Source organism: Psychrosphaera sp., assembly GCF_982872775.1.
The window spans coordinates 18,216-36,955 of the sequence record NZ_CEYNSH010000013.1; the positions used below are offsets into that span (position 1 = coordinate 18,216).

The 18,740-nt window shown below is 42.6% G+C and carries 14 protein-coding genes; 1 reads left to right on the forward strand and 13 read right to left on the reverse strand.

What is annotated here, in order from left to right:
* Positions 1-19: 19 nt before the first annotated feature.
* From lpdA to AC4E96_RS05710, 11 genes are all read right to left on the reverse strand, one after another.
* Positions 20-1,441, reverse strand: a complete 1,422-nt coding sequence (gene lpdA, locus AC4E96_RS05660) for a dihydrolipoyl dehydrogenase (RefSeq protein WP_488033771.1) — start codon at positions 1,439-1,441, stop codon at positions 20-22.
* A 218-nt stretch (positions 1,442-1,659) separates the two neighbouring features.
* Positions 1,660-3,660 carry a dihydrolipoyllysine-residue acetyltransferase gene (gene aceF, locus AC4E96_RS05665; protein WP_490255151.1) on the reverse strand — a complete coding sequence of 667 codons (2,001 nt, stop codon included), beginning with the start codon at positions 3,658-3,660 and terminating at the stop codon, positions 1,660-1,662.
* Between the two features lie 21 nt (positions 3,661-3,681).
* Positions 3,682-6,357 carry a pyruvate dehydrogenase (acetyl-transferring), homodimeric type gene (gene aceE, locus AC4E96_RS05670; protein WP_488033773.1) on the reverse strand — a complete coding sequence of 892 codons (2,676 nt, stop codon included), beginning with the start codon at positions 6,355-6,357 and terminating at the stop codon, positions 3,682-3,684.
* A gap of 37 nt (positions 6,358-6,394) precedes the next feature.
* Positions 6,395-7,249, reverse strand: a complete 855-nt coding sequence (locus tag AC4E96_RS05675; protein ID WP_488033774.1) for a GntR family transcriptional regulator — start codon at positions 7,247-7,249, stop codon at positions 6,395-6,397.
* 114 nt (positions 7,250-7,363) lie between these two features.
* Positions 7,364-8,392 (reverse strand): regulatory signaling modulator protein AmpE, encoded by a 1,029-nt coding sequence (ampE, locus tag AC4E96_RS05680; protein ID WP_490255152.1) that lies wholly within the window; start codon positions 8,390-8,392, stop codon positions 7,364-7,366.
* A 47-nt stretch (positions 8,393-8,439) separates the two neighbouring features.
* Positions 8,440-8,988, reverse strand: coding sequence for a 1,6-anhydro-N-acetylmuramyl-L-alanine amidase AmpD (ampD, locus tag AC4E96_RS05685; RefSeq protein WP_490255153.1), 549 nt, complete (start codon positions 8,986-8,988; stop codon positions 8,440-8,442).
* Positions 8,985-11,720 (reverse strand): ATP-binding protein, encoded by a 2,736-nt coding sequence (locus AC4E96_RS05690; protein ID WP_490255154.1) that lies wholly within the window; start codon positions 11,718-11,720, stop codon positions 8,985-8,987. The genes ampD and AC4E96_RS05690 overlap by 4 nt, the downstream gene beginning before the upstream one ends.
* Before the next feature lie 44 nt (positions 11,721-11,764).
* Positions 11,765-12,628: an MBL fold metallo-hydrolase gene (locus tag AC4E96_RS05695; protein ID WP_490255155.1), complete on the reverse strand. Its 864-nt coding sequence runs from the start codon at positions 12,626-12,628 to the stop codon at positions 11,765-11,767.
* 44 nt (positions 12,629-12,672) lie between these two features.
* Positions 12,673-14,211 carry a M17 family metallopeptidase gene (locus AC4E96_RS05700; protein WP_490255156.1) on the reverse strand — a complete coding sequence of 513 codons (1,539 nt, stop codon included), beginning with the start codon at positions 14,209-14,211 and terminating at the stop codon, positions 12,673-12,675.
* Between the two features lie 160 nt (positions 14,212-14,371).
* On the reverse strand, positions 14,372-15,439 hold the full coding sequence (gene dinB / locus AC4E96_RS05705) for a DNA polymerase IV (protein ID WP_490255157.1): 1,068 nt from the start codon (positions 15,437-15,439) through the stop codon (positions 14,372-14,374).
* A gap of 125 nt (positions 15,440-15,564) precedes the next feature.
* A complete protein-coding gene (locus AC4E96_RS05710; protein WP_490255158.1) occupies positions 15,565-16,488 on the reverse strand; it encodes a sodium-dependent bicarbonate transport family permease in 924 nt (307 codons plus the stop codon).
* Positions 16,489-16,810: 322 nt separating this feature from the next.
* On the opposite strand from AC4E96_RS05710, the gene AC4E96_RS05715 reads away from it, so the two are divergent.
* The gene (locus tag AC4E96_RS05715) at positions 16,811-17,764 is read left to right on the forward strand and encodes a LysR family transcriptional regulator (protein ID WP_490255159.1); all 954 of its coding nucleotides are present in this window, start codon (positions 16,811-16,813) and stop codon (positions 17,762-17,764) included.
* Here the strand turns inward: AC4E96_RS05715 and AC4E96_RS05720 are convergent.
* Together AC4E96_RS05720 and AC4E96_RS05725 are read right to left on the reverse strand one after the other, a co-directional pair.
* Positions 17,761-18,129: a hypothetical protein gene (locus tag AC4E96_RS05720; RefSeq protein ID WP_490255160.1), complete on the reverse strand. Its 369-nt coding sequence runs from the start codon at positions 18,127-18,129 to the stop codon at positions 17,761-17,763. The genes AC4E96_RS05715 and AC4E96_RS05720 overlap by 4 nt on opposite strands.
* A 143-nt stretch (positions 18,130-18,272) precedes the next feature.
* Positions 18,273-18,740, reverse strand: a 468-nt coding sequence (locus AC4E96_RS05725; RefSeq protein ID WP_490255161.1) for an MFS transporter, incomplete at its 5' end; no start/stop codon positions are given.

The following is an 18,740-nucleotide window of genomic DNA, read 5'->3' on the forward strand; positions in this document are numbered from 1 at the left end:
CCTTTGCGAAAAAGTTAAATTACTTCTTTTTCGCTTTTGGGTTTGGAAGGTCAGTGATTGAACCTTCGTAAATTTCAGCTGCAAGGCCGATAGACTCGTTTAGTGTTGGGTGAGCGTGAACCGTTAACGCGATGTCTTCTGCGTCTGCGCCCATCTCAATTGCTAAACCGATTTCGCCAAGCATTTCACCAGCGTTGATACCAACAATTGCGCCACCTAGGATGCGGTGCGTGTCTTTATCAAAGATAAGCTTAGTGAAACCTTCAGTACGTGCAGATGCAATCGCACGACCAGACGCTGCCCATGGGAACTTAGCTGATTCAACGTTTAAGCCTTGTTCCTTTGCTTCTTTTTCAGTGATACCAACCCAAGCCATTTCTGGATCTGTGTAGGCAACTGAAGGAATGCCCTGTGGTTCGAAGTAATGCTTCTTACCAGAGATAACTTCTGCAGCAACGTGACCTTCGTGTACCGCTTTGTGTGCAAGCATTGGCTGACCGATAACGTCACCGATAGCAAAAATGTTGTTTACGTTAGTACGCAACTGCTTGTCTACGTTGATGAAACCACGCTCATCTACGTTAACGCCCGCTTTTTCAGCGTCACATAGGTTGCCGTTTGGCTTACGACCAACAGCAACTAAGATCTTGTCATAACGCACTGGCTCAGCTGGTGCTTTTTTACCTTCGAAAGTAACGTATAAACCGTCGTCTTTGGCTTCAACTGCTACTACTTTTGTAGATAACATGATGTTGAAACGGTCTTTGTTGTACTTAGTGTAAGCTTGAACAACGTCTTTATCCGCCGCAGGAACAAGTTGGTCTAAGAATTCAACAACAGAAACGTTTGAACCTAGTGAGCTGTAAACCGTACCCATTTCTAGACCGATGATACCGCCACCAAGCACTAACATTTCTTCTGGAATGTCTTTAAGTTCTAACGCGCCTGTTGAGTCGATTACGCGATCATCTTCTGGGATGAAAGGAAGATTAACCGGCTCAGAACCTGCTGCGATAATTGCGTTGTCGAAGTTGATGTTTGTTACACCGTCTTTGCCTTCAACCGCTAAAGTGTTGCTACCAGTAAATTTACCGTAACCATTTACAACTTTAACTTTACGCATCTTAGACATGCCGTCTAAGCCTTTTGTTAGCTGAGCAACAACGCTGTCTTTCCAGTCGCGAATTTTGTCTAAGTCAATTTCTGGTGCGCCAAACGTTACACCGTGAGATGCCATATCTTTTGCATCGTCGATTACTTTTGCAACGTGTAATAACGCTTTAGAAGGAATACAACCTACGTTAAGACATACACCACCAAGCGTTTCACGCGCTTCAACTAATGTTACGTCTAAACCTAAGTCAGCTGCACGGAACGCAGCAGAGTAGCCACCAGGGCCAGCACCAAGAACCACTACCTGGGTTTTGATATCGTTGCTCATTACTAACCTCTATTCTTTGTAAGGTAAGGGGACATCGCGTCACCTTTTTTAGATTGACTAGATACACAACATGTTGGGCGTTGAAATCAAAAATCAATGGCCTTTATCTCAAAACGCCCAACTTTTAATGTATACCCGATGCTTTGCATCCAAATTTATCGCGCCAGTTTATCACTGGAAAAATAGAAAGTCCTGTTACTACAGGACTTTCTTGCACTTTATAATACTAATTTTCGTATATCAGACAGAACACTTGAAATGTGAACCGCAAAGCGGGCCGCAAGTGCACCATCGATCACTCGGTGATCGTACGATAACGATAATGGTAGCATTAGTTTAGGCTCAAATTCAGAACCATTCCATTTTGGTTTCATTTCTGATTTTGACACACCTAAAATACCAACTTCCGGCGCGTTAACGATAGGAGTAAACGCCGTACCGCCGATACCACCAAGACTAGAAATGGTGAAACAGCCACCTTGCATGTCTTTTGCAGTTAGCTTACCGGCACGTGCTTTGGCAGAGATTTCCATCAATTCACGTGAGATTTCATTAACGCCTTTCTTATCAACGTCACGAACGACTGGAACAACAAGGCCGTTTGGTGTGTCTACTGCGATACCAACGTGCACGTACTTCTTCAGAACAATGCTTTCGCCATCCGGGCTCAACGATGAGTTGAACTGTGGGTATGCCGTCAACGCAGATGCAACAGCTTTCATGATGAATACAAGAGGCGTGATCTTAAGATCAGACTTTTGCTTTTTCAGCATTTCGTTTTGTTCTTTACGGAACGCTTCAAGTGACGTGATATCCGCTTCGTCGAATTGTGTAACGTGTGGAATCGTTACCCAGTTGCGATGAAGGTTTGGACCAGAGATCTTCTGAATACGAGACAATGGTTTTGTTTCGATTTCACCAAACTTGCTAAAGTCGACCTTAGGAGCCGCTAGTACTTGTAAACCACCTTCGCCTGCTGCAACGCTAGACGCTGCGGTCGCTTTTGGACGAGATAATTCGTATTTAACAAATGACTTCACGTCTTCTGCCAAGATACGACCTTTACGACCTGTACCTTTGACCTTGCCTAAATCCACACCAAACTCGCTCGCTAAACGACGAACCGAAGGGGTTGCGTGGATTTTACCACCAGCAGGTTGTGCACCAGACTGTGATGGGTGGTCTTGGCGAACAGGTGGCGCTTTACGCTCAGCTGGCTTAGATTCTTGTTTAGGTGCAGGCTGTGAAGGCGCTGACTCTTTTGCAGGTTCTTTAGAAGCAGGCGCTGAAGACTCAGTTTCAATTGTCGCAATCAATGTACCCATTGCAACCTTGCCACCATTGCTCACTTCAAGAGACTTGATTGTACCTGCAAATGGCGCTGGTACATCCATCGTCGCTTTGTCAGTTTCTAGCGTGATAAGGCCTTGCTCAGCTTCAACTTTGTCACCAACCGCTACTAAAACGTCAATAACGTCTACTTCACCGTCAGTACCAATGTCTGGCACTTCAACGTCTTTCACTTCGCTACCGCCGCTTGCTGTTGCGTTTGAAGTAGCAGAGCTTGAAGTCTCTTCAGTTGCAGGTGCTGACTCTTTAGCTGGTGCTTCATTTGCTTGTGTCTCTGAGCCAGATGACTCGGCTGCACCGCTACCACCAACTTCTAGTGTCATGATGACTTTGCCTTGGCCAACTTTGTCGCCAACCGCTACTTTCAATTCGACAACTTTACCGTCTTCAGGACATGGTACGTCCATGGTCGCTTTGTCTGTTTCAAGTGTAATTAGGCCATCTTCTTTGTTCACTGAGTCGCCAGCAGAGACTAGCACGTCAATGACATCGACTTCATCTTCAGTACCAATGTCTGGCACTTCAACTTCAATCGTTTTTGTTGCTGCTGAACTGTTACTTGAACTCTCGTTAGAAGCAGCTGGTGCTGCTTCTTTTTGTGCTGGCTTTTCTTCTGCGGTATCACTGCCACCCGCTTCTTCAACTTGAATCAACAAAGTGCCTTCTGACACTTTGTCGCCAACCGCTACTTTGATTTCTTTTACCGTTCCAGCAAATGGCGCAGGAATGTCCATTGATGCTTTATCACTTTCAACGGTAACAATTGAGTCTTCTGCTTCGACGGTGTCGCCAACAGCGACACAAAGTTCGATAATCTCAACTTCATCGCCACCCACGTCTGGGACTAGAATGTCTTTTAAATCAGCCATCTAATATTTCTCCTTGGGTGCTTATGCGTAAAGCGGGTTTAGTTTGTCGGCTTCGATACCAAAGTCTTCAATTGCTTTGGTAACCACTGATGCTTCGATTTCACCACGGCGAGCCAGTTGGCTAAGTGCCGCTACAACAACATAGTGTTGGTCAACTTCGAAGTGACGACGTAGGTTTGCACGGCTATCAGAGCGACCAAAACCATCTGTACCTAACACTTTGTAGTCTGTCGGGATAAACGCACGAACCTGATCAGCATACGCTTTGATGTAGTCCGTTGCTGCAACCACTGGACCTTCATTACCTTCAAGTACTTCAGTGATGTAGGCTTTTTGTGCTGGTGCTTCAGGGTTTAACATGTTGAAACGCTCAACTTCTAAACCGTCGCGGCCTAACTCGTTAAATGAAGTTACGCTGTATACGTCAGAGCTAATATCGAACTGCTCAGCAAGGATCTTAGCGGCTTCGCGTACTTGTAACATGATCGTACCCGAGCTTAATAACTGAACGTTCGCTTTTGCTTTCTTCGGCTCAACACGGTCTAATTTGTAGATACCCTTAACGATGCCTTCTTCCACGCCTTTTGGCATTTCTGGCTGAACGTAGTTCTCGTTCATTACTGTTAGGTAGTAGAACACATTTTCTTGTTCAGCATACATACGACGCATACCGTCTTGAACGATTACCGCTAACTCATAACCGTAAGTTGGGTCATAAGTAATACAGTTAGGAACCGTACCAAAGTGAACGTGAGTATGACCGTCTTGGTGCTGTAGGCCTTCACCGTTAAGTGTTGTACGACCTGCTGTACCACCAACTAGGAAACCACGTGCTTGAGAGTCGCCTGCTGCCCAAACCATGTCACCAACACGTTGGAAACCGAACATTGAGTAGTAGATGTAGAACGGAATCATCGGCTCATTGTTGTTTGAGTATGATGTCGCCGCTGCAAGCCAATCTGACATTGCACCTAGTTCGTTGATACCTTCTTGTAAAACCTGGCCTTTTTTATCTTCACGATAGTAAGCAACTTGGTCAGCATCTTGAGGTGTGTATTTCTGGCCTTCGTGTGCGTAGATACCCACTTGGCGGAATAAGCCTTCTAGACCAAAGGTACGTGCTTCATCAGGGATAATTGGAACCACACGCTTACCGATTTGTTTGTCTTTGATAACCGCAGATAAAATACGACCAAATGCCATCGTCGTTGAAATTTCACGACCATTTGAGCCTTTTGTAACGGCTTCAAATGCTTTTAAGTCTGGCGTGTCCATTTCGACGTCAGAGTTTTTACGACGTGCTGGTAAGTAACCACCTAAAGATTCACGACGGCCGTGTAGGTATTTCCACTCTTCACTGCCTTCTTCAAATTTAACGTATGGTACGTTTGGTAAATCTTCATCAGAAATGTCGATGTTGTGACGGTCGCGGTATGCTTTAAGCGCATCCAAGTCCATCTTTTTAACGCCGTGCGCGATGTTTTTACCTTCACCCGCATCACCCATGCCGTAACCTTTAACCGTTTTAGCAAGGATAACTTGTGGACGACCTTTAGTCTTAGTTGCACGGTCATACGCTGCGTAAACTTTTACTGGATCGTGACCACCACGGTTTAAGCGCCAGATGTCTTGATCAGACATGTTGGCAACCATAGCTTCTGTTTCTGGTGTCTTCGCGAAGAAGTTTTCACGAGTGAACTTACCGCCTTTAGCTTTGTAGTTCTGGTATTCACCATCAACCGTGTTTTCCATGATCTCAAGCAACTTGCCGTCTTTATCACGTGAAATTAAAGGATCCCAGTAAGAACCCCAGATAACTTTGATTACTTCCCAGCCTGCGCCACGGAATGTACCTTCAAGTTCTTGAATGATCTTGCCGTTACCACGTACCGGGCCGTCCAAGCGCTGTAAGTTACAGTTGATGATGAAGGTTAGGTTATCTAAACCTTCACGTGCCGCAAGGCCGATAGCACCTAGTGATTCTGGCTCATCACACTCACCGTCACCCATGAAGCAGTATACGCGTTGATCTGAACAGTCTTTGATACCACGGTCAGTTAAATACTTAAGGAAACGAGCTTGGTAAATTGCCGCAATTGGGCCTAGACCCATAGAAACCGTCGGGAACTGCCAAAAATCAGGCATTAATTTAGGGTGTGGGTAAGAAGATAGACCTTCACCATCCACTTCTTGACGGAAGTTATCCAGTTGCTCTTCAGTTAAACGACCTTCTAAGAATGCACGCGAGTAGATGCCTGGAGAAACGTGACCTTGGATATAAAGGAAGTCACCGCCTGAATTGTCTTTGTCGGCTTTGAAGAAGTGGTTAAAACCTACATCGTATAACATCGCAGAAGATGCGAATGAAGAAATATGTCCGCCAAGCTCTAAGTCTTTTTTAGAACCACGTACAACCATTGCAAGTGCATTCCAACGAATTGCAGAGCGAATGCGAGCTTCTAAAGTGCGGTCACCAGGCATTTGCGGTTCTTGTGCCGCAGGAATGGTATTTAGATAAGCCGTCGTCGCGTCAAATGGTAAGTGTGCACCATTGCGGCGAGCTTTGTCGATAAGTGACTCTAGAATATGATGCGCACGTTCTACGCCATCAACTTCAAGTACCGCTTCAAGTGACTCTAGCCACTCTTGCGTTTCTTGTGGATCAATGTCCTGATTTAGAGTTGGATTCTCTGACATATTTCAGGTTCCTGTAGTTAATAAATTGTGTATTAAATTACTGACTGCTGAGCAAGCGACGAACCGACCCTGAAAGTCGGTCTTTGTCTTGGTCGAGCTTTAACAATGACTGCTCAATAAACGCCAAGTGTTGTCCACTTGCTTGACGAGCGGCCTCTGGTTGCCCTTCTAAAATGGCACGCATCAACTTGGCTCTGTGTTCATTAAGTTGTTGGCGAATGTCTTTGTGATCTTTAAAGACCAACAAGTTTTCCTTGATGTTGTGGCGTAATAAATCTTTTATGCCACGCAAAAGGTGAACCAATAAAACATTCTGAGCTGCATCAGCAATAGCCAGATAAAAAGCCACAATTGCATCAGACACAGCGTCTAAGTCATTATCGTCAATGTCGTTTATCGAATTAAAAACTAACTCGATGTTATTTAATTCTGTTTTTTCGCCACGTAACGCAGCGTAATACGCAACAACACTTTCTAACGCACAACGAAATTCCAATAAATCATAGTGTGATTCTGGATTATTCGCCAAAAGATCAAAAAGTGGCGCTGCAAAAGGGGCGTCGAGTTGTTTACTCACGAATGTGCCACCGCCTTGGCGACGAGTCACTAACCCCTTTGCTTCTAATTGTTTAATTGCATCACGAATGGAAGGACGAGAAACGCCGTATTGTTCGGCAAGGAGACGTTCAGAAGCCAAGCGCTCTCCAGCAGAAAAACTGCCGTCAATGATCATCGCTTCTAATTGCGAAGCAACTTGCTCTGATACTTTTTTGGTCACCACTTTTGTCACGATTTTCCATTCCTGTACATTAATTGGTAAATTGGTCTTACCAATATCGAGTGGATCGTAACAGCTCGATTTTTTAATGTAAACCCATGTACAAAGTGGCACGACCAGATCATTAACTGGTCGTATTTAATAGGCCATCAATCGCAACAAATATGGCCTAAGCATGATCGGCTGTTGTGAACAGTTGCTATATATTCCCAACCAGGTTCTAACCAACTAAACGATTTGGCCATATAAAGTAAGTAGCGCCACCACTACTAAAAATAGCACCATATTTCGTTTTGCCAAGCGGACCATAATTTCGGCATTGTGATGTAACTCGTTATTTTGAGTCGCATTGATGTGAGGTTCGGCTTCATCTTGTGAATGCGTTGTATCGGCTGAACTAATATCTTGTGCAGTGTTATTTTCTGGTGCTGTTTGAGCAGAAGACAAAGGGTTACCCTCTGCAGCCATTGCAATATTATTTATGATTTGGCGAGCTGGCTTTTTAATATCACCGGCAAGGCGCAACCAAGCATCTAAACCACTACCAAAGTGACCCACAAACATAAAACCAATACTGACCAGGCGAGCTGGAACAAAGTGAGCCCACTCTAACCATTTGTTTAATGTTGATTGGTGAGCGGTGAGTGCATGCTGACTTGTATTATCTTCTGAGCTACCTTCAGACTCAGCGTCGGAACTCTCTTCCATCATGTCTTCATTTAACTTAGTGAGGTCATTTGCTTTATCAACTGGCGCTTCTTTGATTGTTAAAAACAATAAGGTCGTATAAAACACGACTCCCGGTACCCCTAAAACAACGAAGAAAAAAATAGGAGCGGCGTAAAATTTAAAGTTATTCCAAATTAAGGTTTCACCAATCGTGTCTTTTGTGTCATCGGCGCTTTCTTTATTTGATAATTGTTGATGAACAATCGCCATTGCTTCTGCATCATTTCGCTGCTGTGCATTAAGGTATTGGCGATACAAATTACGAACTGGATAGTGGCCAACACATACTCCCATAACCAATAAACCAACAATAAAATCTAAAAGGCGACTGTCTAAAATAAATAAAAGTACGCCAATAATTACGGCAGGAGCCAAAACAAAAAACAACAAGCCTGTGTTGTCTTTTTCTTTAACTTTCTCACCGTACTTTGATGCGTACCAATCAACATAACGGTTAGCCTGCCAACTGTCTGAATTTAGCCCTACCCGCTCAATTATTAAAACCAATAATAAAATAATTAATGTCATGACAATGCGTTACCTTTTGCTGGCTGTTAATTGTTATTTCTTTATGACTATAGTTTGCTTATCAAACGATTCCAATCAAAACATGGGCCCGGATCTGTTTTTCTACCCGGCGCAATATCCGAATGGCCTACTATGCGTTCTTTCGTGATACCTGGGTACTTTTGCACAATTTCTTTCGTCAGTTCGGTTAGCGCTTCATATTGAGCATCGGTAAAAGGTAAATCATCAGTACCTTGAAGTTCGATACCAATACTAAAGTCGTTACATTTACTTCGGCCTTCAAACTCACTGACACCTGCATGCCATGCCCGTTGATTTAAAGGTACAAACTGCACGACTTTGCCAGAGCGTTTTATATATAGATGGGCGCTGACTCTTAAGTCTTTTATGGCCTCAAAATAAGGGTGTTCTTGATAATCAAGCTGCCCTGTAAAAAAGGCCTCTACATTGTCATTATCAAAGTCTTCTTCGGACTTTGCTGGCGGTAAACTAATGTTGTGAATAACCAACAAGTCTATACTTTGTTCTGCATGCTCTCGTTGATCAAAGTGTTCTGACGGGCAAGCAATAGCTTGTTTTAACCATACATCGGTCACTGGTTCTGTTTCCTGTAGTCGGCAATCGTTTGATTCGCTAAATTAACTAACTGTTCTTTATGTTGCACTAAATCTTGTAGCTCGCTTTGACTCAAATCAAAATCACCCATCGCATTTTCAGCGTCTGCGTTCTTTAATGCTTCCTCGCACATTTTTTCCAACCGACCGGCTTCATCCGTCAATTCCATAAATCCATAACTGCCAGCTGACCCCTTTATCTTATGACACTCGGCTTTGAGTGTGGCTAGTGACTCGGGGATTTGGCAACCAATAATAATGGCAATCTGTTCCATTAGTTGGGTTAAGTAACTTTCTGTTAATTCACGCATCTGATCATCAGGCAACAAACCTACCTCTTCTTCAGCGTCTTTCTGACCAAGCTCCCTTTTTAGAACGGCCATAAATTCAGCCTTATCAATAGGCTTACCAATTGTTCCGCTACAACCTGCTTCTTTATGCTTGCCAACATCTTCCGACATAACATTTGCAGTTAGCGCATAAATTGGGGTTGAGTCACCTGACTGCCGGATCAATTTGGTTGCTTCTAATCCGCCCATTATTGGCATCTGCATATCCATTAAAATCAGATCAAAGTCTTCTGTTAACGCCTTTTCAACAGCTTTTTGGCCATTTTCAACCATAACGTAATCTAATTTTAGAGAAGACAATAGCAAACCAAATAAGTGCTGATTGTCTTCGACATCCTCAGCCACCAGTACTCTGCCACTCACATTTACGGTAGAAGTCGTATCATTTTGATGTAAGCGATTGACCACACTTTGTAACTCTTGATCATTTTCAACTAGCTCGATATCAAATGGGACATTATCGCCCAGCACAGAAATGGTAACGGTAAACTCACTGCCTTTGCCTGGCTCACTACTTAGTTTTATGTCACCACCAAGTAAATTCGCTAAACTTTTCGATATAACAAGACCGAGTCCCGTACCACCAAACTTTCTAGAAATACTTACATCAGCCTGCACAAATGGTGAAAATATACGTTGCTGTACCTCAGGTGTCATACCGATGCCGGTATCTTTAACTGTTATTGATACGAGGTTTTCTCTTGCGTCAAAATTGACTTTGACCGAGACTCCACCTGATTGGGTAAATTTGATGGCATTACTGATCAAATTAAACAGAATTTGCTTAAGCCTTGTCTCGTCACTTCTGATATTTTTGGGTAGCGGGAAGTCATATTCAAACTTGAAATACAAACCTTTTGCCTGAGCTTGTGCGGTAAGAATTGACTCAGCATCAGCAATAGCTTGGAACAAGCAAAATTCTCTGTACTCCAAATCTAACTTATTAGATTCGATTTTGGATAAATCCAAAATATCATTAATAAGCGCCAATAAATGACGCCCACTTTTTAGAACCCGATTGAGCAAATCTTTTTGCTCAGGCTTATGCAGTTCTGTCGACAACACTTGTTCAGTGAAACCTAGAATAGCGGTCAAAGGCGTTCTTATTTCATGGCTTATATTGGCAACAAATGCACTCTTCAATTCGTTTGCCTGCTCTGAAAGTACCTTTGCCGTTTCAAGTTCAGAGTTAGTTTTTTCTAGTGCGTGGTTGGTTTGTTCGAGCTCTTCTGTGCGCTCTTTGACTTTATATTCAAGCTGTAAGCGGCTATCTCTTTCGTTCTCGCGATAGACAATAAGCTGCCTTACCATGACGTTGAATGAAGCAAACAAGTCACCAATCTCATCATCCGCTCTTGACTCTAATTTTATGTCTAAATTACCTTGAGCGACTTGTTTTTTTGCATTGGCCAAACGTTCGATACGGGCCACAATTACTTTATTAAAGCCGTAATGCAAAATAATCGGCGCAAATAAGATGGTGAGTAAAACCGTAATAGCAGCGCCCCAAATATAGGACAAGTTATAATCCAGCATGTTTCCTGGGCTACTACCAAAAATTAACAGGTATTCGTTGTGAAGATTTCGAGAGGCGAAGGTAAGAATCGTACTTTCGACATTTACTTCAACGGAATCATGTACCAATGAACTCGCTTTTAACTTATTAAATAAAGGTGTTGGTATAGAAGAACCTAACGACTGCGTGGGCACTCCCATGATCACATTTGCATTTTGATCTAAAACTAATAATCGCCTTTGTTTGGGCTCTTTTATAAACTCCCCCATATCAAGCAGCTCAAGCCAGTCTGGGTATTCAATCACCTGAATATATCCGAGACTTTTTAATTCTGAGTGACCTTCAATGGCATTTAAAAACCACATTGATTGGTTAACCAACGCCATCGACTGTCTATTTTCCGTTGGAACTAAAAACCAATCTTGATACTTACGGAGCAAGCCATTCGTTTGGAGTTTTTTTACGTCACCTTTTTTATTAAACGTATGAAGTAAATTTCTTTTATTATCAAATAACTTAATAGCACTTACATTAGGATATGAATTAAAAAATGCATCTATCTTTGGCTGTAAGTTATTGAGCAATTGGTCTTTGTTTTCATACATAGCCCAGTTTAATGACGCATTATTAAACTCAGTGGAGTTGGTAAGCATAATTAAACTATCTTTCGCAGACAGCACCACACTGTCTATCACGTCAGCCCTGTGATCCACTTCTTCTTGAAGTGCCGCTCGCTCCAATTGTTCTTGCGCACTTTTGGTATAACTAAGTGACAACAATCCCAATATCAATGTCGGTATGATAACCAAAGGTAACGTGAACAGAACCGCTTTCTGTTGTAATCGCATAAATTAAAGTCCGATACCAGCTGCGAAAGTAATATTAGTTTAGACTAACCCGCTTTGAATAAAGTGGTAATCCACTTCTCTTCTGTAATAAAGCTCCAGTCCCAAGACTGCCACTTTTTATCCAACCCAATAGCAATGGCTTGCTCTAACGATTTTCCATCTGCCTTCATCGCATCTACCTCTACTTTAGTTGCAACGATCATAGCTAATAATTTTGCGAGCCCTTTTTTATCTGTTAAAGGTCCATGGCCAGGAATGATACGAGCATCATCATCGATTTTAGTTAACAAGTGTTCAATATTGGCAATATAACCCGCCACCGAGCCGCCACCTTGAGTATCAATGAAAGGAAAGCGACCATTGAAAAACAAGTCACCTAGGTGCCAAACATTTGCATTGGGAAAATAAACAACTGAATCTCCATCGGTGTGCCCCGCAGGTAAGTGTTTTACATGAACATCTTCATTGTTTAAATGAAGCATTACACCGTCTTCATATGTAATAACAGGAAGTCCTTCGTTGCCTTTTTTGGCCAATCGCTCTCTTACATTCATGTGAGCAAGTACACTGGCAGAACGTGCAAAATAGACATTTCCACCAGCGTGATCACCATGATAGTGAGTATTTACTACATACTTTATCTGAGGGGTATCAGTTAATTTAGAAATAGCTTTTTCAATTTTAGGAGCCAAAGGCTCAAACTGATCATCAATCATCAAAGTCCCATCAGAACCGACTAAAACGCCGATGTTACCGCCAAATCCCTCAAGCATATAAACATCGCCATTAACTTGAGTTGATTTAATTTCAACATTCGCAAATCGATCATTTGCTATGTTGCCTGTACTGAACAGTGTTGCTGCCAACAGACTTAATGAAACAGCGGTATTTGTAATTAGTCGATTCATCTTGTTCCCTTCTTGATTGATGCAGTTTTAAAAATATGAAACCCTTAACCAATAAAAGTTTTGACTAGCGCTGACACAGGAGCAGCCGATGGTTTACCGTGCTGCCAGTCTCCACCATCAACTCCAGAGCCCGCAATATCTATGTGGACATAAGGTAAAGGTTGATCGCTGTCTAGGTCATGTTTATCAAGCCCGGCCACAATAGACAAGAAGGCCATTGGGAACTGATGTCCACGAGCCGTCGTCGCTGATGGGCCATTATTAGATGACAACAAGTCATCAGCTTTAGTACGAGGTCTGACGAAGTCATAATCTTCGCGGCGTGATAAAGAAGTCTCACATGGGTCTGCAACAAGATCGCCCTGCTCGACCATTTTGTTACCTATATCGTTCTGGCGTGCAGCTCCATTTTCAACTAATGCTGTGTACGGACCAAATGAACGAGCCGCGTGGCCAGTTAATGTCGCAACAGTAAATAAAGATGGGTTGGTTTCATCGAGTGCTTCTTCACGAAGACGCGATAATAAATCAGCCATAACTAAACGCCCCTCAGCATCTGTATTACCGATTCTTACACGAACGCCTGAATGTCCTGTGATTATCTCGTCAGCAACAAACGCTTCGGCGCCAATGCTATTTCGAACTGCTGCAATCTCAGCAACGACTTTGACACCAACTGGCGCTAATTCAGATACCGCTTTCATAAAGCCAGCTACCGCCGCAGCTCCACCTTTGTCACGGCTCATCCCAGCCATGTGGCCGCCCGTTTTTAAATCGGCGCCACCTGTGTCATAAACAATACCTTTACCAACAAGCATAAGCGTTTGCTCTATATTGCCATTTGGGGTGTATTCTAATCGAATCACGCGTGGCTGATGGCGCTCTACTTCTATTGACGCACGTGCAACTGCCCAAAGTAACGGATAATCACTTTCTAACGTTTTCATGTCATCAACGACAGACACAGTTACATTAGAGCCTGCAAAAGACTCTACACAATACTCTGCAAATCGAGCAGGAGCCATGCGCTCTGGTTCTGTACCACAAAGGTCACGTGCTACATATTGGCCATTGGCAATAGCACTCGCTTCAGAAGCATCTATATTGTCGCCAACGATTCCTACCATACCAACAGGTTCTATGGCATCTCCCAAGGCTTCTCGTGCTTCTAGTGGCTCCCAAAATGTTTGGCCAAAGCCTAAATAAGAAACCAAAGTCGCATTTTGAAATTTAATGTCATCATTACCCAACACAACTAATAAAGGCTTTGTCGAGCCCATAGCTAACAGTGTATTTGCAGCGCTTTTAGCAGCATCGTAAAAGCGGCGGACATCGTCAAAGTAACGACTAAGTGAGCCGGTTGGAGCCAAAATAACTCGTTGTTGAGCAACATTTGGTGATACAAAAGAAACCGTCGATTGGCCAATACGGTTATCCACTTTCTTTAACTCTTCGATTTCGGTGATTAACGCGTCTGGTAACCCTTTATCAAATGATTCACCAACAATAACTAGGGCGTCCCAATTAGAGTCTTGAAGTGCATTGTTAATGTCTGAAATGACAAGAGGCATAGGATGAGGCATAAGTATCTCGCTTGCGTATTAGTTTTTATTTGCTATCAGAGTCTTGAAGTTATTAACCATAGTCCAAGACTGATAAATTAGTTATTTATGATAATACGTCATTTAGCCAAAAAAGTTGACCTTGTAATCAAATTGGCGGTCTGACCTGTCTGTATAAAAATCAGAACGTTAGTGCCAGCTGAGGTTTGGTTTCTTGAGGCTCTGCTAACCCAATATGAACGCCCATTAATCGAATAGGTTTACCACCTCCACGCTCGAGTGCTTCTTCTAGCAAAGGTAGAAACGCGTTAGCCTCCAATGCATCAAACTTAAGTTCCTTGGTGGTTTGTTGAAAGTCAGAAAACTTTAATTTGACGCCAACTTTGTTAATACGCCTGGACTGTAAGTGACTCGACGAGCGCTTGTTAAGTTCGGGGAGGAGTTGATCCGTTAGAATTTGTCTGAGTGTTGATGCGTCTTTAATATCGCGGTCAAAAGTGCGCTCAACCCCAACCGACTTTCTTATTCTACTCACCTCCACTTGTCGTGGGTCAATACCGTGGCAACGTTGCCATAAAACACGACCATATTTACCAAAGTGTCGAACTAGAGTCGACTCATCGGCCGCGCGAATATCTCCCCCTGTGTGTAAGTTTAGTTTGGCTAATTTACCTTGGGTTACCTTGCCAACACCTGGAATGTTTTTTAACGGCATCGACTCGATAAAACTCCAAACATCATCAGGGGTTATAGTGCATTGACCATTCGGTTTGTTTAGATCTGAGGCTATCTTTGCAAGGTATTTAATTGGGGCAATACCCGCTGAGGCAGTCAACCCCGTTGCTTCGAAAATATCTTTGCGAATTTGTTCTGCAATCAACGTGGCCGAGCCTTTAAACAAAGTGCAATCAGTCACATCTAAATATGCTTCATCAAGCGATAAAGGTTCAATTAAATCGGTATAACGCTCAAATACTTGTCGAATTGTTTGGCTCGTTTGTTTATAAACATCCATGCGACCGGGCACCACGACTAAATCTGGACATTTTTTAATTGCCATTGCGGTCGGCATTGCAGAACTGACACCGTACTGCCTAGCAATGTAATTACACGTTGATAAAACACCACGACGCTCAGAGCGTCCACCTACGGCCACAGGTTTGTTTGCCAGTGATGGATTGTCACGAATTTCAACGGATACGTAAAATGCATCCATATCAACGTGTATTATTTTTCGAGTCGTTGCCATAACGCCGCCAGTTTATATAAACCCAATAAGCTGTATATAAAAACAGTATATGTTAAGTTTTATAAAACTGGCAACGATTTATTAAAGAAAGCAGAGTTAAAGCTCCGCTTTCTACTTGTTGAAACCTATAGCCACTGACTGAGTGCAATAAATAATGGGACGCCAAGTATGACATTAAATGGAAAGGTGATACCCAATGAAGCGGTGATAGAAAGTCCAGCGTTTGCCTCTGGTAAACTCGCTTTCATTGCGGCAGGTACAGCAATATAAGAAGCGCTTGCCCCTAAAACAGCCATAAGAGCGACACCACCTGAACTTAAAGACAAGGCTGCTCCGAGTCCCATGCCTGCAAAGCCACCTATGATTGGCATAAGTACTCCAAAACATATGATGAACAGGCTATCTTTCTTTAAATTTTTAAGTTGAGCGCCAGCAACTAACCCCATTTTTAATAAAAACAAAGCTAAAATCCCGCCAAACAATTCGATAAAGAAAGGCTCTAGCTTGACCGTTGAGGCCCCACCTAAATAGCCAATTAGCAAACTCCCCAACATCAATAAAATACTTTGGTTGGCAATCAGTTCTTTTTTAATAAAGCCGCCGTTGATCGATGAAAATGACCCTTTTGCCATCACGAGTCCAACGATAATTGCTGGCATTTCTAAAAGTACAACGAATAATGGAAAGTAAGCTTCATAATCAATGTTGTTTACTTCAAGTAACGAAACAGCGACAGCATAAGTAGCCACACTTACTGAGCCATAATGGGCTGCAATTGCGCCGGCGTTTATTTTATCTAACTGTCCAAAATATCTAAGAATAGGATAGGCAATAAAAGGTAAAGCTAAGCCCAAAAATATTACGGCAATACTCTTATATAACAAAGAACTGTCTAAATGTTCTTGAAGTGCAATACCGCCTTTTAAACCAATCGCAATCATCAAGAACATACTAAGGGCGCCATATAATCCCTCAGAAAAATTGAGTTTGGCGCCACTTAAGTGAATCAGAATACCTAATACAAAAAACGCAACAACGGCATCAATCATATTGTCACGTCCTCTGACATTTGCAGTGTTTTAGCTGACTTAGCATTCGCAGTATTGATTGAAGGTGATCGCACCTGTTGATAATAACTAAAAGCGGAGCTCAGAAGGAGCATGAGTCCCAAACCAACAAACCCTGCAACACTGTGGCCTATTACAAAGCTAAGACCTGCAAGCCCAAATAAAAACAGACTCGTTAATATTGCAAAATAAACCGTTCGCATCGTGCCTCCACAACAACTTTAATTTGAGCGCATTGTAAAACCCTCAAATAATAGATAATAATAGATATGATCTATTGATTGATTAGACAAATGGTTAACCAATGAAATCTCGATTACATGCTCACATAGGCACATTTAGACAACTGGAAATCTTACTTTCAGTCTACAAACAGGGCAGCATTAAAGCGGCAGCCGAAAAGCTTTTTTTGACTCAACCCACCGTTTCCATGCAGTTAAAAAAACTATCCGAAGCCATTGAAATGCCTTTGTATCAGCAAATTGGTAAAAAGATTCACTTTACAGATGCAGGCCTTACCATGGTCGAGTCAGCAAAAGAAATATTAGACTTATGTGAAGTCTTAGATATGAAACTCTCGAGCCTTCGAGGTGCAAGTACAGGTACCTTGCGGATTGCTTGTGTTACGACTGCCAAATATTTTATTCCTCACCTTTTAGGGCCGTTTTGCAAGCAGCATCCAGGTATAGATATCAAATTTACCGTCGCAAACCGTCAACAAATTATTGAACGCTTTGAAGCCGAACAAGATGACTTTTATGTTTTTACTCACTTGCCAGAAACCTTAGACCTCAATGTCATTCGATTTATGCCGAATGACTTAGTGCCGATAGTCGCCGAAGATCACCCACTAGCGAAGCAAGAAACAGTGTCACTTACCGAGTTTTGTCGTGAAGACTTCCTAATTCGAGAACAAGGCTCAGGTACTCGGCACGCCATTGAACAGTATTTCATGAATCAAAGTGTGTCTCCTAAAGTAAAAATGACGGTCGAGAGTAACGAAGCGATCATTCATTCAGTAATGGCTGGCCTTGGGGTTTCGATTTTATCGGCACACACCTTGTCGTTTGGTGAAGTGTATGGGGTAAAAAGGCTGACGATTCCGGGCTTTAATATTCAAAACCACTGGTCTTTTGTTTGGAGTAAACAAAAACGTCAATCACCAGTGGCTGAGGTATTTTTAGATTATGTTCAGTCAGAAGGCCGAGAAGTGATGATGTCGACCCTGACTGAACAAGCTATTTTGGCTAATCGTTAAGATGCATCAGCGAGAAGTTCAATATCTTGATACGCTCGCATGGCGCTTCTGCGTTTTACTCGACCAATGAGACGTTTAATTCGATTCGTGAATGTCTGATGTGCCTTTATTAATGCACTTGAAAACGCGCCATGAGTGCTTTCATGAACTTTAGCAACGTAGACATCAACTTGGTCATGACCAATGACTTTGATCTTACATTGCTTGTCGACACCGCCACGCGAGCCATTCACGTCTTGAAAGCTTACGACCACAAACTTGACCTTGTCGTTTAACCTAGTGAATGTCTGTTCTATTTTAGCGGTAATACGACGTCTTAGCGCTTGAGGGACAACTACATTATTTGAGCGAATAACACATTTCATAGCATTCTCCTTAGAATTAATGCCACTCGATATTGCCCAATCTTTGAGTTAGATAAAAATAGATGTTACTTATAATTTAAATAGACAAAAGGCTAATTGATTAACAAATACCAATTAGCCTTTTAACGATTCTTGCTTCTAAACTAACTTTGGGTTTCAGCGGTTTGTTGTTCTTTCACCATTAACCAACAAACCGCCGAGATTGCCATCGAGACAGCGCAAACAACAAAGGTCATGGACTTGTCGTCTACTTTGTTTAAGAACAAGCTCACACCTAAGCTAACCACGAGCTGAGGCAAAACGACTGACAAGTTAAACAAACCCATGTACAAACCCATTTTGGTCTTCTCAACACGCTCTGACATGATGGCGAATGGCAAGCTAACCACGGCCGCCCAACCGATACCTGCCGTTGCCATAAAGACATACATATAAACAGGGCTGCTGGCCATTAGTGCAATCAAGGCATAAGAAATCGCCGTACAAAACAATGCAAAAGCGTGAACCTTTATACGACCAAATCTATTAGCTAACGGACCGAGCACGAGTGCCGGTAATAAAGCAGCCACACCGTTTAAGATTGCAAAGCTATAAGAAATAGTTTGACCTAG

Excerpts from the sequence above, each read along its gene's own strand:
- lpdA (WP_488033771.1), bottom strand. The coding sequence starts at position 1,441 with ATGAGCAACGATATCAAAACCCAGGTAGTGGTTCTTGGTGCTGGCCCT.
- aceF (WP_490255151.1), bottom strand. The coding sequence starts at position 3,660 with ATGGCTGATTTAAAAGACATTCTAGTCCCAGACGTGGGTGGCGATGAA.
- aceE (WP_488033773.1), bottom strand. The coding sequence starts at position 6,357 with ATGTCAGAGAATCCAACTCTAAATCAGGACATTGATCCACAAGAAACG.
- ampE (WP_490255152.1), bottom strand. The coding sequence starts at position 8,392 with ATGACATTAATTATTTTATTATTGGTTTTAATAATTGAGCGGGTAGGG.
- AC4E96_RS05690 (WP_490255154.1), bottom strand. The coding sequence starts at position 11,720 with ATGCGATTACAACAGAAAGCGGTTCTGTTCACGTTACCTTTGGTTATC.
- AC4E96_RS05695 (WP_490255155.1), bottom strand. The coding sequence starts at position 12,628 with ATGAATCGACTAATTACAAATACCGCTGTTTCATTAAGTCTGTTGGCA.
- AC4E96_RS05700 (WP_490255156.1), bottom strand. The coding sequence starts at position 14,211 with ATGCCTCATCCTATGCCTCTTGTCATTTCAGACATTAACAATGCACTT.
- dinB (WP_490255157.1), bottom strand. The coding sequence starts at position 15,439 with ATGGCAACGACTCGAAAAATAATACACGTTGATATGGATGCATTTTAC.
- AC4E96_RS05710 (WP_490255158.1), bottom strand. The coding sequence starts at position 16,488 with ATGATTGATGCCGTTGTTGCGTTTTTTGTATTAGGTATTCTGATTCAC.
- AC4E96_RS05715 (WP_490255159.1), top strand. The coding sequence starts at position 16,811 with ATGAAATCTCGATTACATGCTCACATAGGCACATTTAGACAACTGGAA.
- AC4E96_RS05720 (WP_490255160.1), bottom strand. The coding sequence starts at position 18,129 with ATGAAATGTGTTATTCGCTCAAATAATGTAGTTGTCCCTCAAGCGCTA.